The following is a 14,721-nucleotide window of genomic DNA, read 5'->3' on the forward strand; positions in this document are numbered from 1 at the left end:
AATGCCTACGTACAAAGAGTTCCCCTTGGCCGACACCGCCGAGGGGCTGACCGAAGCCGACATCCTGAACTGGCACGTGAAGCCGGGCGACACGGTGACCGTCAACCAGATCGTGGTCGAGATCGAGACCGCGAAGGCCGCTGTCGAACTGCCGATCCCGTGGGCCGGCGTCGTGACGGAGCTGCACGTCGAGCCGGGGCAGACGGTGGAGGTCGGCACGCCGATCCTCACCATCGACGTCGACCCCGGCGGGGCCGCGGCCACTCCTGCTCCCGCGGCCGCTCCCGCTCCCGTCGAAGAAGAAGAGATGAAGCCGCTGGTCGGCTACGGCTCCAAGGCCGTGGTCACGCAGCGGCGGGCCCGCAAGGGCGCTGCTCCCGCACCCGCACCCGCGCCGGCCGCCGTCGCGGTCGCCGCTCCGCCCGAGCCGGCTCCCGTGGCTCCGGCGGCGCCTCGCGGTGGGTACGTCCCGCTGGCGAAGCCGCCGGTCCGGAAGCTGGCCAAGGACCTGGGCGTCGACCTGCACGCGCTGACCGGCACCGCGTCCGGTGGCGTGATCACCCGCGAGGACGTCCAGCGCGCGGCCAACGGCTCGGCGCCGGCCGCGCCGGTGGTGTCCGCGGTGGACAGCGCCTACGACCCGGCCACCCGCGAACGCCGCGTGCCGATCAAGGGCGTCCGCAAGATGACCGCGGCGGCGATGGTGCAGAGCGCGTACACCGCTCCGCACGTCACTGAGTTCCTGACCATCGACGTCACGCCGATGATGGAGTTCCGCGAGAAGCTGAAGAAGTCGCGGGAGTTCGCCGGGGTCAAGGTCACGCCGCTGACGTTCGCCGCGAAGGCCGTGTGCCTGGCGGCGAAGCGCACGCCGGACATCAACGCGGTCTGGGACGAGGCGGCGCAGGAGATCGTCTACAAGGACTACGTGCACCTGGGCATCGCGGCCGCCACGCCGCGCGGCCTGATCGTGCCGAAGGTCCGCGACGCCGACTCGCTGTCGCTCAAGGAGCTGGCGCAGGCGCTCACGGCGTTGACCGACGTCGCCCGCGAGGGCAAGACGTCGCCGGCGGACATGGCGAACGGCACGATCACGATCACCAACGTGGGCGTGTTCGGCGTCGACACCGGCACCCCGATCATCAACCCGGGCGAGTCCGCGATCCTGTGCCTCGGCGCGATCAAGGACCAGCCGTGGGTGGTGGACGGCGAGATCAAGGTCCGCAAGGTGCTCCAGCTGTCGCTGAGCTTCGACCACCGCGTGGTCGACGGCCAGCAGGGCTCGGAGTTCCTGGCCGACGTCGGCGCCCTCCTGGCCGACCCGGCGATGGCGATGACTTACTGAGTTTTCTCAGGTGGAGGCCGCTTTCGGGCGGCCTTCACTTTTACTCATTTGACGGAGTGAGCACTCACTCCGCACAATGGTGGCATGACACCAGCACCCGAAACCCGGCGGAGAGCGCCGGGCATGAGCGCCGAAGCGCGGCGCGCCATGATCGTGCACGCGGTGCTGCCGCTCCTCATCGAGCACGGCGCCAACGTCACGACGAGCCAGATCGCCCGCGCCGCCGGCATCGGCGAGGGCACCATCTTCCGCGCGTTCAAGGACAAGGACGAGCTGTTCGACGCCTGCACCGCGGAGGCGCTCAAGCCCGACCACGTGCTCGACGCGATCGCCGAGATCCCGATCGACCAGCCCCTGGCGGACCGCCTCGTCGAGGCCGCCGAAGCGCTCGGCGCGCACCTAGAGCGGATGGGCGCGCTGATGGGCGCCCTGCACGCGTCCGGCCGCGTCCGCCACCGCGACCCCGAGCAGCGCCTCAAGGACCAGCGCAAGACGTGGAAGGGCGGCCGCCGCGAGTCGATGGCCGCCATGCGCGGCGCGATGGTCGAGCTGTTCACGCCGGAGAAGGACCGCCTGCGCCTGCCACCCGAGCAGCTGGCGGGTCTCTTCCTGACCGTGTTGTTCGGCGGCCGGATGGCCCCGGACGGCGACGTACCCACCCCGCGCCAGGTGGTCGACGTCTTCCTGCACGGCGCCGTGGAGGCCAAGTGATCCCGGGCGGTGGGGGCGGGATGGAGTTCATGATGGCCCGCCGCGGCCGTCGCCGGCACGCGACGACCGTGCCGGAGAGCGGGCTCACCGGCCCGGTCGACATCCCGGAACCGAAACCGGAAGACCAGCCGAAGGACCTGCGCTCGCGGCTCAAGCGCGCGAGGACGTCCGTGGCGGGCACGGTCCGCGGCCTGCCGAAGGTCGCGAAGCTGACGTGGCAGGCGAGCCGGCCCCTGACGATCGTGCTGGCCCTGATCACGCTCCTATCGGGCCTCCTGCCGACGGTGACGGCGTACGTCGCGAAGCTGCTGCTCGATTCCGTCGTCGCGGCGATCCAGGGCAAGGGCACCACCGCCGACATCGTCGACGTCGCCCTGTTCCAGTTCGCGGTGCTCGCCGCGACCGCGATCAGCAGCGCGTTGACGTCGATCGCGCAGGCCCTGCTGCAGGAACGCATGACGCTGACCATCCGCCACCGCGTGATGGCGCACGCGAGCGAGCTGCACCTGGCGTACTTCGAGGGTTCGACGTCCTACGACATGCTGCGCCAGGCGGCGCAGGAAGCCCCGACACGTCCGCTGTCGATGATGAACTCCGCGCTGGGCCTCGTCCGGACGCTGATCACGTTCGGGAGCATGGTCGCGCTGCTCGTCTCGATCAGCCCGCTGCTGGCACTGGTCGCGCTGCTGGCGCCGATCCCGGCGTTCATCTCGCAGTCCAAGTACGGCTCGCGCGCGTTCTGGCTGACGTTCCTGATGTCGCCGATCAAGCGGCGGATGGACTACCTGTCTTCGCTGGTCACGACGGACACGTACGCCAAGGAAACGAAGCTGTTCGGCCTCGGCCCGTACTTCGTCGACCGCTTCCGCCGCCTCGGCGTCGTGTCGTACGAGCGGCAGCGGAAGCTGACGATCAACCGCAACATCAGCTCGACGTCCTGGGGCCTGCTGAGCACGTTCGCGGGCTCGGCGATCGCGCTGTACATCGCGTTGGAGGCGGTCGGCGGCCGGCTGACGCTGGGCGACCTCGCTCTCTACACGGCGGCGGCGACGTCCGTGCAGGCGTCGGTGTCCGGGCTGTTCACGGCGTTTTCGGGGATGTACGAGAACAATCTCTATCTGGACACGCTCTACCGCTTCCTGGACACGAAACCGGAGATCACGGCACCTCCGGCACCGCGGGCGTTCCCGTCTGTTGTGGACGGTCACATCGAGTTCGATTCGGTGACGTTCGCCTACCCGGGCTCGGAGGAGCCGGCGCTGGAGGACGTCAGCTTCGAGATCCGCCCGGGCGAGACAGTGGCCGTGGTGGGCCGCAACGGCGCGGGCAAGTCGACGCTGTTCAAGCTCCTGTGCCGCCTGTACGACCCGACCGCCGGCCGGATCTTGCTGGACGGCGTGGACATCCGCGAGTACGACCCGGTCGAGCTGCGGACGCGGATCAGCGCGATGTTCCAGGACTACGTGACGTACCAGGGAACGGCGGCCGAGAACATCGGTCTGGGGGACCTTTCCCGGTTGGAGGACCGGCCCCACATCGAGGATTCAGCTCGTCGCGCGGGCGCGGACGAACGCATCGAGCGGCTGCCGTCCGGGTACGACAGTCCGTTGGGCCGCTGGTTCGACCAGGGCGTCTCGCTGTCCGGTGGTGAGTGGCAGAAGATCGCGCTGGCCAGGGCGTTCCAGCGGGAGGCGCCGCTGTTGATCCTGGACGAACCGACTTCGGCGTTGGACGCACAGGCGGAGCACGACTTGTTCGCGCGACTGCGCCAGCTGTCGGAGGGGCGGACGACGTTGTACATCTCGCACCGGTTCTCGACGGTCCGGCAGGCGGAGCGGATTCTGCTGCTGGACCGGGGGAAGGTGGCGGAGTACGGCACGCACGAGGAGCTGATGGCGGCGAAGGCCGGGTATGCGGAGCTGTTCACGCTCCAGGCGAGGGCGTACTTGGACGAGGTGCCGAGCTAGGCGTCCGGACGAACTCCGCGGGGATTTCGGTGCCCCCGCGGAGTTCGACGTTCCGCAGGTTCAGCCAGGGCCGCACGTCGTCGAGCGCGCGGATTTCGACGGTCACGGCGTCGAGCACGCACTCCCGGAGCCAGATCATCCGCTCACGGTCGCTCCACAGCTCGAGCCGCAGGCGCCCGCGCGCGAACCGCACGTCTTCGAAGACCAGCCGCGGGAAGCCGCCTTCGGACCCGAGCCAGCCGGCGTCGAGGTTCTCGAAGTCCACCTCGGTGTCCGACAGTTCCATCTGCTCGAAGCGCACTTCTCCGGTTTCGACGCTCAGCTGCGTGAAGTCCAGCCGTTCGCACGCGACCCGGCACCGGTAGAAGGCGGTCGTCCCCCCTTTGACGGTCGCGCCGGCCCAGCTGAGCTCCCGCCCGGCGAACTCGGCGCCGACGAACTCGATGTCGCTGTCGAAGGTCGCGCTGCCGAAGGTCGTGAGCTCGGCGGCGAAGCGGGTGCCGTGGCAGCTGAGGCCGCCGCTGAAGCGCGCGCGGCCGAACGAGGTCAGCTCCCCGGTGAACTCCGCCCGGTCGAGGATCAGCCGCCCGCGGAACCGGAGCCCGGAGAAGTCGGCGTTCTCGAACACGACCTCGGTGAAGTCGAAGTCGACCGGCTGCCGCCACCACCGCAATCCGGTCAGCCGTTCGCGGAACATCCGGAGGATCGCCTCGCGCACGACGGACTCGCCGGGCGTCATGGTTTCGGGTTGGAGCCGCAGGTAGCCGCAGAGGACGTCGACGCAGACCTGGCGCTTGTCCACCCAGTCGTCGGCGAGCCCGGCGAGGGCGTAAACGCCGGTCAACCGCACCGCGGGGCTGTCGTGGGCAAGCTGCTCGGCGGCGGCACCGAGCCGTTCGTTGAACCCTTGAACGGTCTCGCGCTCGGCCTTCTCGACGGCGAGGGCGTGCTCGTTCTCGGTGACGCGCTGCTTCCGGTAGTTGACGGCGAGCAGCACCACCCCGCCCAACCCGGCGACCACGGAGAGGGCGATCTTCAGCAGGTCGAGCAACTGGGTGACGTCGAACGCGGCCGTGGTGGGCAGCCGCGGCCAGCCGAGGAACCAGAGCAGCCCACCCCCGGTTCCTCCGGCGACGACGACGGCGATCGCCAGCCAGACGAGCACGGACGCGGCTATACCGGCCTTCACCTGCGGAAACTCTGGCAGGCGTAGACGTCGCCGCCCGACCAGGAGGACGCCGCCGAGCACCGCGAGCGCGATCAGGAGCCAGCGGAACCAGTCGGGCACGAGGTGTGACCCTAGCCGGTGGGGTTCGGCCGCGGGAGCAAATCGGACAGGTCGTTCGTTGTCCGGGTATGGCTGTCGCGTTCCTGCTCTACGTCATCGCCGAGATCGCCGCGATCTGGGCGGTGGGCTCGGCTGTCGGCATCCTCGGCACACTGGCCCTCCTCCTGGGCGGCGCCTTCATCGGCTCCTGGCTCGCCCGCCGCGAAGGTGCGAAGGCGATGCGAGCGTTTGTGGAGTCGGCTCGGGCTGGGCGTCCTTCGGAGAATGAGCTGACCGACGGGATGCTCGTCGGGCTGGGTGGGGTGCTGATCCTGGTTCCGGGGTTCGTGAGTGACGTGCTCGGGCTGCTGTTGATCCTGCCGCCTTCGCGCGCGGTGGCTCGGCGGTTGTGGTTGAAGCGGATGGAGAAGCGCGCGGTGCGGTTCGCGAACCAGCGGCGGGGGCCGGTGATGGTGGTGGACAGTGAGGTCGTTTCGCCGGAGGAGCCCAGGCGGGATCAGCCGACGGTGATCGAGGGTCGCGTCATCGAGGGGTAGCCCCCGGATGGGCTCGAACCTTGTCACAATGTGCGCGTGGAGCGCTTGAAGACCACGTCCGCGGTACGCATCCGGATGAGCAAGCAGAAGTCCCGGAACACCGGGATAGAGATGGCACTGCGCAGACTCCTCCATCGCGCGGGGTTCCGCTACCGAGTGCACCGGCGTCCGGTCGAAGGGGTGCGTCGAGAAGCCGACCTGGTCTTTGGTCCAGCCCGCGTCGCGGTCTTCGTCGACGGTTGTTTCTGGCACGGGTGTCCGGAACACGCCACTTGGCCGAAGAACAACGCGGACTTCTGGCGTCTCAAGATCGAAACCAACCGCAAGCGGGACGCCGACACCGACGAGCGGCTCCGGGACGCCGGGTGGCTCGCTCTACGAGTCTGGGAGCATGAGACCCCGGAAACCGCTGCCGCCCGGGTCATCTCGGCGATACGGGAACGTCGCTGAAGATCAGCTTTGGCGGGTGTCCTTCAGCAGACCCTCGACCCCGTTGCGGGTCTCCTTCCAGCTTCGCTTGACGCACCGGTCCAGAATGCCGACGTCGAGCTCCTTGCCCAACGCCGCAGCCAGGACATGGGCGGCGAGCCGAGGTGGAATCGCGTTTCCGACCTGTTGGGCGATGCCTCGGCCGGACCAGGGATAGTCGGGAGGGAAGGTCTGCAGTCTGCCCGCCTCGCCGTCGGTGAACCGGTCGGGCATCCCTTCAGGACGGTTGATCAGGCGGTTGCGGGAGACCTTGCCGGTGACAGTGAAGGCGGGGTTGTGTCGAATGGCGCTTGCCCCGCGCCTTGGGATCGCCGCCAGTACCGTAGTTGGAGACCACGGTGAACTGCTCGGACCAGCCGAGCGCTTCCCCCATGGTCTTCCACGGACGGAGACGCGGGTCGCCTTCGCCGCGCGCCTGCCCCTTGCGATAACGCCGATGCGTGGGCTTGGGCAACTCGGCCCGGCCATCGCGCCGGGCGATGAGAATAGCCCGGCGACGCGTCTGCGGAACACCGAAGTCCTCGGTGTGGAGAATCCCGCAATCGACGCTGTAGCCGCGCTTCTCGAGCACCTCGGCGAACGCCTCCCACACCGGCAGCACCGCAGGAACCTGCTCGAGGATGATCGCTTCATAGGGGACGCCGGCATCGACCGCCCACCGCAGCGGTTCCAGGACGAGGCCTGTGCGCTCGTCATCCAGCTGCGCGAGACCCCCCGTGATGTCGCTGCCGTCGGAGATGGCCTCCACGAAGGACAACACCTGGTCGAGAGCTCGCCTACCTGCTCCCGTCCCGGCGACCGTATACGTCTGACACGGCGGGCTTCCGCTCAAGAGGCGAGCTTCCGGGTAATCGGCGGGCTTCGAAAGCCGGACGTCACCGTGCTTGGTGTGGAGGCCGGCGTTCACGCGTGTGGTGCACGCATCGCCGTCCCACTCGATCCCGACGACGGACACCCCAAGCCAATGAGCGGCGACATCAAGCCCGCCTGGACCGGCAAGAGATCCACCATCTCGACCTGCTCAGGCAAACGAGAAGGCAGTTGTCCGTCGGTCATGGGACAGGAGTGTATAAGGCAGGTCCGACAAGAAGGTCGCCACCGAACCCGACACGCCGGCCGGTCCATCCCCGGAGTCTGCAGCTGCTCACGTATCGCTGGGCTTGGGGATGTCGAAGTAGCTCGAGAACCGCACCGCCGGCGCGTACTCGCCCTTCACCTTGACCCGCCCCGTCACGAACATCGCCGCTACGGCGGCGTTCCCGGTCGCCATCCGGATGAAGTCGTCCACCGACAGCGTGATCGTGGTGTCCGGCGATCGCGAAAGGTCCGTCGAAGACACGCAAACCCCGTCCTCGATCACCGTCTGGAACCGGTCGTACCCGTCCTCGCCAGACCCCTCCGAAAAGCGCCAAGAAACCACGAAATCCACGTGCCGGGCCTTCTCCGGTAAGAAATGCTCCGACATCCGGCGGAATATCTCGTCGAGAAACACCGGACGCAGCTCCGGATGCTCCGCGATCGCCTTCAACTGCTCACGCGAAGCACGGCGGACGACGTCGACCAGCACGTCCGTCGACAGCGAGCTCAGCTCGATCCCCGCTCCCACGGAGCCCAGCATGTGCAGGGTTTCCAGGACCTGGACGAACTGCGAAGCCGTCAGGTTGCCGATGACCAGCTTCTCCGCGAACGCGTTCACCACGTGGCTGCCGCGGATGCCGCGGGGCCGGGAAAGGCGCCACTTCGCTTTTCGGGGCACGGAAACTGACTATACGGGGTGGGGGAGGTCGAAGAATCCGATGAGGCCCGCCGCGAAGGCCAAATCACCCTTGACCTTGATTCTTCCCGTGACGAACAACACCGCCGGGGTGGCTTGGTGGGTGATGAGCCGGAAGAAGTCGGCGGGGGCGAGGGTGATCGTGACGCGGGGGCGTTCGCGCATCTCGCGGCTGACCGTGCACGAGCCGTGGGAAATCACCGTCTCGTAGCGGTCGTAGCCGCCTTCGCCGACACCTCCCGAGAGGCGCCAGTGGACTACCGCGTGCAGGTCGCGGGCCCGCTCGGGTCTGATGTGGGAGCCCATGCGCGCGAAGATCTCCGCCAGTACGCGCTCCCGCAAGGGGCGCTCCGCGACGACGCTTTCGAGCTGGGCTCGGGAGGCCGACGACACCAGCGAGGCGAAGCGCGCCGGGTCGACCTTGCTCAGGTCGAACGCCGGGGCTCGCTCGGCCAGGCGAAGCAGCGCGTTCAACAGCCGGCGGAAGTCGTCCTTGCCCAGATCCGCCGGGTTCAGGGCGTCCGCGAGGGCGTTGACGTCGAGGGCGTGCGCTTCGGGGCTCAGCGGGTCGAGGCGCTCCAGCGCGTCGAGCAGCGGCGCCCCGCGGAGGGCCGCGACGCGATCGGCGCTGGTCATCCCGGCGTTGTCGGCCATGGTCACTCCCTCTCCGGTTACCCAAGCGTAAGGCTACCCGCCAGTAGGTAGGCGGGCAAGCGTGCCGAAATCACCCTCCCGTGGCCGCGACCGGTACCGTCTCCGGGCAGCAACGAGGAGGTCCAGCGTGTCAGAGGATGATCAGCGTCCGCCCGAACGGGCCAGGCGGCTGCCGCGTGCCGTGCGCGAGCGGCAGATCCTGGACGCGGCCGTCCAGGTCTTCTCGCGCCACGGCTACCACGCGGCGTCGATGGACGAGATCTCCGACGTCGCCGGTGTCTCGAAGCCGATGATCTACACCTACCTCGGCTCCAAAGAGGACCTCTTCGGCGCCTGCATCCGCCGCGAAGCGACGCGGCTGCTCGAGGCCATCCAGGCCGGTGTCCAGCCCGACCTGCCGCCGGACATGCAGCTCTGGCACGGTCTTCGGTCCTTCTACCGCTTCGTCGCCGAGTACCGCGAGTCGTGGACGGTCCTGCACCGCCAGGCCCTGACCGTCGGCGGGACCTTCGCCGCCGAGATCACCGACATGCGGGCGCGCGCGATCCAGCTGGTCGCCGCGCTCGTCGTGTCCGCCGGCACCCGCAAGGGCGTCGGCGAGCAGGCCGAGTTCTCCGGGGAAGGCCTGTCCGCGGCCCTGGTCGGAGCGGCCGAGTCGCTCGCCGACTGGGCCCTCGACCACCCCGACATCTCCGACGGCGTCTTGGCTTCTTGGCTGATGAACCTCGTCTGGCTGGGCTTCAACGACCTCATCGAGGGCGAGGTCTGGAAGCCCTCAGAGTGAGGTGATCGTGCCGTCCAGGTGCGGTTTCGTCTTGCTCCACAGCTCGAACGCCCAGCCGTCGCCGTCCGCCCACGACGTGAAGCCCGCCTTGGCCGGCAGGAGCACCGGCTGCTTGAAGCGGACGTCCACGGTGAACGCCGCCGGCAGCCGGCCCTCGAACGCCGCCAGTGCGTGGGCCTTCGTCCACATGCCGTGGGCGATCGCCTTCGGGAAGCCGAACAGGCGGGCCGTCAGCGGGTGCAGGTGGATCGGGTTGCGGTCGCCCGAGACCTCCGCGTAGCGCCGGCCGATGTCGCCCGGGACGCGCCAGATCGCGTCCGGGGTCGGTGGCGCCAGCTGCTCCCGGCGGCCACCGGAACCGGACCCCGAACCGCGGCGCAGGTACGTGCTGACGTCGATCCAGACCAGGTCGTCCCCGGCCCAGGCTTCGCTGACGACGTCGAACTGGCGGCCGCGCTCGTGCGGGCGCAGGTTCTCCGCCCGGACGCGCACCGTCAGCGGCTCACCCAGCCGCAGCGCGCGGTGCTGGGTGATCCGGTTCGCCACGTGCACCATGCCGAGCAGCGGGAACGGGAAGCCCGGCTCGGTCATCAGCGCCATCTGCAACGGGAACGCCAGCATGTGCGGGTACGTCGCCGGCAGCTCGTCGCTCAGCCGGAAGCCGCACACGGTGTTGTACGCGGCGAGGTGCGCCGGGTCGACGACGATGCCCGTGCGCACCAGCTCCGTGTCCGGCAGGTCGCCGCCGGACGGCTTGTGCAGGACGCCGCCGAGCAGCGCTTTCGGGTACAGCGTGGCCAGGCTCGGCGTGCTGTCGAGTTCGCGGATCGCCACGTCAGGCCCCCAGCAGCGCCTGGCCGCAGACGCGGACCACGTTGCCGTTCACCGCGGCCGACGCCGGGTTCGCGTACCAGGCGATCGTCTCGGCGACGTCGACCGGGAGCCCGCCCTGGCCGAGGCTGGACAGCCGGCGGCCGGCCTCGCGGATGAACAGCGGGACCGCCGCCGTCATCTTGGTCTCGATGAAGCCGGGCGCGACGGCGTTGATCGTGCCGCCGTACGCCGCGAGCTGCGGCGCGCCGACGTTCACCATGCCGATCACGCCCGCCTTCGACGTCGCGTAGTTCGCCTGGCCGACGTTGCCGGCGATGCCCGCGATCGACGAGACGCCGATGACGCGGCCGTTCCCGTTCAGCACCTTGTCGGCGAGCAGCTTGTCGTTCACCGCCAGCTGCGAGGCCAGGTTCACCGCGATCACCGAGTCCCACGCGCTCTCGCTCATGTTGCCGAGCGTCTTGTCGCGCGTGATGCCCGCGTTGTGCACGACGATGTCGACGCCGCCGTGGCGCTCCTTCAAGTACTCCGCGAGCTTCGCGGGCGCGCTCGGCGAAGTGATGTCGAGCTGCAGCGCCGACCCGCCGACCTTGTTCGCGACCTTCGAGAGGTCGCCGCCCTGCGCGGGGATGTCGAGCGCGACGACGTGCGCGCCGTCGCGGGCCAGCACCTCGGCGATCGCCGCGCCGATGCCGCGGGACGCGCCGGTGACCAGGGCGACCTTGCCGTCGAGGGGCTTCTCCCAGTTCGCCGGCGCGGACGCCGTCTTGCCCTCGGCGCCGATCCGGATGACCTGCGCGTCGACGAACGCGGACTTCGCGGAGAGCAGGAAGCGCAGCGTCGACTCCGTGGCCTCTTCGGCGCCTTCGGCGACGTACACGAGCTGAGCGGTCGCGCCGCGCTTCAGCTCCTTGCCGACCGAGCGCACGAAGCCTTCCAGCGCGCGCTGCGCGATCCGCTCGCGGCCTTCGACCTGCTCCGGCGGCGTGCCGAGGACGACGACCCGGCCGGACGGCCCGACGCTGCGGATCACCGGGTGGAAGAAGTCGTAGACCTCGCGCAGGCGGGCGGGCTCGGTGACGCCGGTGGCGTCGAAGACGAGCGCCGCGTGCCGGTCGCCCGCCGACGTGACGACCTCGATGCCCGCGTCGGCGAGCTGGTCGCGCAGCGTCTTCTCCAGCCGCCCACCGGGCGCGGCGCCGAGAAGTGCGGGACCCTCGAGGGCGGGTTGCCCGGGCTTGTACCGGCGCAGCGTGGCGGGGTTGGGCAGGCCGAGCTTCGGCACCACGAACTTCCCCAACGGGGTTTTCGTGAACTGCTGGTACCTGTCAGCCATCGGTTGCCTCCCGTGCAGTCTGCGTCACGTCGCAGTCTAACCTACTCCCCAGTAGGTTACAGTGTGAGAGACACGACCAGAGAGGTGAGTTCATGCCGCCGAAGCCGAAGCAACCAAAGCAGGCGCCTGCCGTGCGCAAGGTCGCGATCATCGGGGGCAACCGGATCCCCTTCGCGAGGTCGAACGGCCCGTACGCGAAGGCGTCGAACCAGGACATGCTCACCGCCGCGATCGACGGTCTGGTCAGCCGCTTCTCCCTGCAGGGCGAGGCGATCGGCGAGGTCGCGGCCGGTGCGGTGCTCAAGCACTCGAAGGACTTCAACCTGGCCCGCGAGAGCGTGCTCGGCAGCAAGCTTTCGCCCGCCACGCCCGCCGCCGACGTCCAGATGGCGTGCGGCACCGGCCTGCAGGCGATCGTCAACGTCGCCAACAAGATCGCGCTCGGCCAGATCGACTCGGCCATCGCGGGCGGCGTCGACACCACGAGCGACGCGCCGCTGGCCGTCAACGAGGACCTCCGGCAGATCCTCATCCAGCTCAACAGCGCGAAGACGCTCGGCGACCGCCTCAAGCTCGTCGCCAAGATCCGGCCCGGCCACATCGTCCCGGCGATCCCGCGCAACTCCGAACCGCGCACCGGCCTCTCGATGGGCGAGCACGCGGCCCTGACCGCGAAGATCTGGGAGATCACCCGCGAGGCGCAGGACGAACTGGCCGCGGCCAGCCACCAGCACCTCGCCGCGGCCTACGACCGCGGCTTCTTCGACGACCTCGTGACGCCGTTCCTGAAGCTCGCGCGCGACCAGAACCTGCGCCCGGACTCGACCGCGGAGAAGCTGGCCAAGCTCAAGCCGGCCTTCGGCGGCCCGGACGGCACCATGACGGCGGGCAACTCGACGCCGCTGACCGACGGCGCGTCGACGGTCCTGCTCGCCACCGACGAGTGGGCGAAGGCGCACAAGCTGCCGGTTCAGGCGTACCTGACGTTCTCGCAGACCGCGGCCGTCGACTACGTCCACGGCGAAGAGGGCTTGCTGATGGCGCCCGCGTACGCCGTGCCGCGGATGCTCGCTCGTGCCGGGCTTTCGCTGCAGGACTTCGACTTCTACGAGATCCACGAGGCCTTCGCGTCGCAGGTGCTGGCCACGCTCAAGGCGTGGGAGGACCCGGCGTTCGCCAAGGAGAAGCTGGACCTGGACGCGCCGCTGGGCGCGATCGACCGGGCGAAGCTGAACGTCAACGGCTCGTCGCTGGCGGCCGGGCACCCGTTCGCCGCGACCGGCGGCCGGATCGTCGCGACGCTGGCGAAGCTGCTGCACGAGAAGGGCTCGGGCCGCGGCCTGATCTCGATCTGCGCGGCCGGCGGCCAGGGCGTCACCGCGATCCTGGAGAAGTAGCTTTCATAGGGAAAGTGCCGCCCCCAGAGGTTCCGGGGGCGGCACTTTCCCTATGAAAGTGTCAGTTGGGGAGGGCCTTCTGGGCCCGCTTCGCGAGCTTGTTGGCGCGCTTCTCGGCCTTGCGGCTCAGCCGACCGGCCGCGGCGCCGACGTCCTTCGCGGCGTGACGCGCGCGCCAAGCCGCCGACGGCTTCCCGTGCGTGTCGCTGACCGCGAGCAGGAGGCCACCGGCCAGGCTCGCGTTCTTGAAGAACTGGATCTGCTGCTGCTGGCGCTCGCCCGGGTCCTTGATGGCCCAGAAGCTGTGCGTCGCCAGCGTTGTCGGCACGAGACTGCCGAGGAGCAGCCCGGCCGCGAGCCGCGGCGCTTTCCCGGACGCCAGCGCGAGACCGGCGCCGATCTTCACGGCGGCGTCGATCCGGACGAGCGTCACCGGGTCGCGCGGGACCTGCTCCGGCAGGACGTCGCCGAACTTGTCCAAGGCGTTGTTGAGGAACGGTTCCGCCGCCTTGGCGTGGCCCTCGGCCTGCCTCAGCGCATTGATCCCGCCCGTCACGAAGATCGTGGCGAGCAGGGGACGAGCCACTCGACGGAGTATCACGGTCATTGCCTTCCTCGTACGGGCCGCTGCCTGGTCGAACTTACCGCTTGGGTGCCCGCTCGGCCCGTGCTCGAACCCTCATCGGGCTTTCTGGCGAAGTATCGTCCTGACGCTATAAAGCTCTAGAGAATCCGATGGTTGACCTTGACGCTGCGTCAACTTCTATCGTCGAAGCCATGGAGTGGTCGATCCAGGACATCGCCCGCTCGGCGGGGACCACGAGCCGGACGCTGCGCCACTACGGCGCGGTGGGCCTGCTCGAGCCCAGCCGGATCGGCGGCAACGGCTACCGCTACTACGACGAGCAGGCGCTCGTCCGGCTGCAGCGGATCCTGTTGCTGCGCGAGCTCGGCCTCGGGCTGCCGGCCATCGCCGAGGTGCTCGACGGGCAACGGGACAGCGCGGCCGCGCTCGAAACGCACCTGGAGCTGCTCGAACAGGAGCAGCGGCGGATCGGGCGGCAGATCGAGTCGGTCCGCACGACGCTCCGGAAACTGAAGGGAGGTGAACGACTGATGGCAGAAGAAGTCTTCGACGGCTTCGACCACACGAAGTACGAGAAGGAGGTCACCGAGCGCTGGGGCGCCGACGCGTACCGGCGCGGTGACCAGTGGTGGAGTTCGCTGTCCGCGGCGGACAAGCAGGCCCACCAGCAGGAGCAGCGGGACATCTGGGCCGCGTTCGGCGCGGCGCGGGAAGCCGGGCTGGCACCGGACGCCGACGAGGTGCAGGCGATCACGCGACGGCTGCACGCGTGGCTGCGACCGGCGGTTTCGTCGGTGTCCGCGGGCTACTTCGCGGGCCTGGGGCAGCTGTACGTGGACGACCCGCGGTACGGGCTGGAAGGCGCGACGGCGGAGTTCGTCCGGGACGCGATGAAGATCTACGCGGAGCGGAACCTCGGCGAGTGATGCCGCGTCGTAGTGCGCGCTGGGGGTAGGGACGAGCAGGGGCTGCAGACCCTGTTCGTCTCTATGTACGGCCATCCGGTCGAACATCGGCGAC

At 69.3% G+C, this 14,721-nt stretch carries 16 protein-coding genes; 8 read left to right on the forward strand and 8 right to left on the reverse strand.

Annotated elements, in window-relative coordinates; all coding sequences use genetic code 11:
• Position 1 precedes the first annotated feature (1 nt).
• From AB5J73_RS11340 to AB5J73_RS11350, 3 genes are all read left to right on the forward strand, one after another.
• Positions 2 to 1,345 carry a dihydrolipoamide acetyltransferase family protein gene (locus AB5J73_RS11340; protein WP_370969648.1) on the forward strand — a complete coding sequence of 448 codons (1,344 nt, stop codon included), beginning with the start codon at positions 2 to 4 and terminating at the stop codon, positions 1,343 to 1,345.
• A 123-nt stretch (positions 1,346 to 1,468) separates the two neighbouring features.
• Positions 1,469 to 2,056, forward strand: coding sequence for a TetR/AcrR family transcriptional regulator (locus AB5J73_RS11345; protein ID WP_370973080.1), 588 nt, complete (start codon positions 1,469 to 1,471; stop codon positions 2,054 to 2,056).
• Positions 2,057 to 2,076: 20 nt separating this feature from the next.
• Positions 2,077 to 4,023 carry an ABC transporter ATP-binding protein gene (locus tag AB5J73_RS11350; RefSeq protein WP_370969649.1) on the forward strand — a complete coding sequence of 649 codons (1,947 nt, stop codon included), beginning with the start codon at positions 2,077 to 2,079 and terminating at the stop codon, positions 4,021 to 4,023.
• On the opposite strand, the gene AB5J73_RS11355 is transcribed toward AB5J73_RS11350, so the two are convergent.
• A complete protein-coding gene (locus tag AB5J73_RS11355; RefSeq protein WP_370969650.1) occupies positions 3,980 to 5,212 on the reverse strand; it encodes a hypothetical protein in 1,233 nt (410 codons plus the stop codon). The genes AB5J73_RS11350 and AB5J73_RS11355 overlap by 44 nt on opposite strands.
• Before the next feature lie 167 nt (positions 5,213 to 5,379).
• Here AB5J73_RS11355 and AB5J73_RS11360 point away from each other — a divergent pair, with 167 nt between their 5' ends.
• The gene (locus AB5J73_RS11360; protein ID WP_370969651.1) at positions 5,380 to 5,847 is read left to right on the forward strand and encodes an FxsA family protein; all 468 of its coding nucleotides are present in this window, start codon (positions 5,380 to 5,382) and stop codon (positions 5,845 to 5,847) included.
• A 75-nt stretch (positions 5,848 to 5,922) separates the two neighbouring features.
• Positions 5,923 to 6,297 carry a very short patch repair endonuclease gene (locus AB5J73_RS11365; RefSeq protein WP_370973083.1) on the forward strand — a complete coding sequence of 125 codons (375 nt, stop codon included), beginning with the start codon at positions 5,923 to 5,925 and terminating at the stop codon, positions 6,295 to 6,297.
• A 3-nt stretch (positions 6,298 to 6,300) separates the two neighbouring features.
• Here AB5J73_RS11365 and AB5J73_RS11370 read toward each other — a convergent pair whose 3' ends face one another.
• The 4 genes from AB5J73_RS11370 to AB5J73_RS11385 all read right to left on the reverse strand — a co-directional run bounded on the left by AB5J73_RS11370 (position 6,301) and on the right by AB5J73_RS11385 (position 8,764).
• The gene (locus AB5J73_RS11370) at positions 6,301 to 6,549 is read right to left on the reverse strand and encodes a hypothetical protein (protein ID WP_370969652.1); all 249 of its coding nucleotides are present in this window, start codon (positions 6,547 to 6,549) and stop codon (positions 6,301 to 6,303) included.
• 4 nt (positions 6,550 to 6,553) lie between these two features.
• Complete coding sequence (locus AB5J73_RS11375) at positions 6,554 to 7,291, reverse strand: DNA cytosine methyltransferase (RefSeq protein WP_370969653.1); 738 nt, start codon at positions 7,289 to 7,291, stop codon at positions 6,554 to 6,556.
• Positions 7,292 to 7,480: 189 nt separating this feature from the next.
• Complete coding sequence (locus AB5J73_RS11380) at positions 7,481 to 8,032, reverse strand: SCP2 sterol-binding domain-containing protein (protein ID WP_370973085.1); 552 nt, start codon at positions 8,030 to 8,032, stop codon at positions 7,481 to 7,483.
• A 69-nt stretch (positions 8,033 to 8,101) separates the two neighbouring features.
• Positions 8,102 to 8,764, reverse strand: coding sequence for an SCP2 sterol-binding domain-containing protein (locus AB5J73_RS11385; protein WP_370969654.1), 663 nt, complete (start codon positions 8,762 to 8,764; stop codon positions 8,102 to 8,104).
• A gap of 127 nt (positions 8,765 to 8,891) precedes the next feature.
• On the opposite strand from AB5J73_RS11385, the gene AB5J73_RS11390 reads away from it, so the two are divergent.
• On the forward strand, positions 8,892 to 9,548 hold the full coding sequence (locus tag AB5J73_RS11390; RefSeq protein ID WP_247016531.1) for a TetR/AcrR family transcriptional regulator: 657 nt from the start codon (positions 8,892 to 8,894) through the stop codon (positions 9,546 to 9,548).
• On the opposite strand, the gene AB5J73_RS11395 is transcribed toward AB5J73_RS11390, so the two are convergent.
• Positions 9,540 to 10,382: a MaoC family dehydratase gene (locus tag AB5J73_RS11395; RefSeq protein WP_370969655.1), complete on the reverse strand. Its 843-nt coding sequence runs from the start codon at positions 10,380 to 10,382 to the stop codon at positions 9,540 to 9,542. The two genes, AB5J73_RS11390 and AB5J73_RS11395, sit on opposite strands and share 9 nt — an antisense overlap.
• A 1-nt stretch (position 10,383) precedes the next feature.
• Positions 10,384 to 11,718 carry a 3-oxoacyl-ACP reductase gene (locus tag AB5J73_RS11400; protein ID WP_370969656.1) on the reverse strand — a complete coding sequence of 445 codons (1,335 nt, stop codon included), beginning with the start codon at positions 11,716 to 11,718 and terminating at the stop codon, positions 10,384 to 10,386.
• Positions 11,719 to 11,810: 92 nt separating this feature from the next.
• On the opposite strand from AB5J73_RS11400, the gene AB5J73_RS11405 reads away from it, so the two are divergent.
• A complete protein-coding gene (locus AB5J73_RS11405) occupies positions 11,811 to 13,115 on the forward strand; it encodes an acetyl-CoA C-acetyltransferase (protein WP_370969657.1) in 1,305 nt (434 codons plus the stop codon).
• A 61-nt stretch (positions 13,116 to 13,176) separates the two neighbouring features.
• On the opposite strand, the gene AB5J73_RS11410 is transcribed toward AB5J73_RS11405, so the two are convergent.
• Positions 13,177 to 13,722 carry a DoxX family protein gene (locus AB5J73_RS11410; RefSeq protein WP_370969658.1) on the reverse strand — a complete coding sequence of 182 codons (546 nt, stop codon included), beginning with the start codon at positions 13,720 to 13,722 and terminating at the stop codon, positions 13,177 to 13,179.
• A gap of 170 nt (positions 13,723 to 13,892) precedes the next feature.
• Here AB5J73_RS11410 and AB5J73_RS11415 point away from each other — a divergent pair, with 170 nt between their 5' ends.
• Positions 13,893 to 14,627: a MerR family transcriptional regulator gene (locus tag AB5J73_RS11415; protein ID WP_370969659.1), complete on the forward strand. Its 735-nt coding sequence runs from the start codon at positions 13,893 to 13,895 to the stop codon at positions 14,625 to 14,627.
• Positions 14,628 to 14,721: the final 94 nt, after the last annotated feature.

This window comes from Amycolatopsis sp. cg9 (assembly GCF_041346945.1).
GTDB lineage: Bacteria > Actinomycetota > Actinomycetes > Mycobacteriales > Pseudonocardiaceae > Amycolatopsis.

Excerpts from the sequence above, each read along its gene's own strand:
- AB5J73_RS11340 (WP_370969648.1), top strand. The coding sequence starts at position 2 with ATGCCTACGTACAAAGAGTTCCCCTTGGCCGACACCGCCGAGGGGCTG.
- AB5J73_RS11345 (WP_370973080.1), top strand. The coding sequence starts at position 1,469 with ATGAGCGCCGAAGCGCGGCGCGCCATGATCGTGCACGCGGTGCTGCCG.
- AB5J73_RS11350 (WP_370969649.1), top strand. The coding sequence starts at position 2,077 with ATGGAGTTCATGATGGCCCGCCGCGGCCGTCGCCGGCACGCGACGACC.
- AB5J73_RS11360 (WP_370969651.1), top strand. The coding sequence starts at position 5,380 with ATGGCTGTCGCGTTCCTGCTCTACGTCATCGCCGAGATCGCCGCGATC.
- AB5J73_RS11365 (WP_370973083.1), top strand. The coding sequence starts at position 5,923 with ATGAGCAAGCAGAAGTCCCGGAACACCGGGATAGAGATGGCACTGCGC.
- AB5J73_RS11370 (WP_370969652.1), bottom strand. The coding sequence starts at position 6,549 with ATGCCCGACCGGTTCACCGACGGCGAGGCGGGCAGACTGCAGACCTTC.
- AB5J73_RS11385 (WP_370969654.1), bottom strand. The coding sequence starts at position 8,764 with ATGGCCGACAACGCCGGGATGACCAGCGCCGATCGCGTCGCGGCCCTC.
- AB5J73_RS11400 (WP_370969656.1), bottom strand. The coding sequence starts at position 11,718 with ATGGCTGACAGGTACCAGCAGTTCACGAAAACCCCGTTGGGGAAGTTC.
- AB5J73_RS11405 (WP_370969657.1), top strand. The coding sequence starts at position 11,811 with ATGCCGCCGAAGCCGAAGCAACCAAAGCAGGCGCCTGCCGTGCGCAAG.
- AB5J73_RS11410 (WP_370969658.1), bottom strand. The coding sequence starts at position 13,722 with ATGACCGTGATACTCCGTCGAGTGGCTCGTCCCCTGCTCGCCACGATC.
- AB5J73_RS11415 (WP_370969659.1), top strand. The coding sequence starts at position 13,893 with ATGGAGTGGTCGATCCAGGACATCGCCCGCTCGGCGGGGACCACGAGC.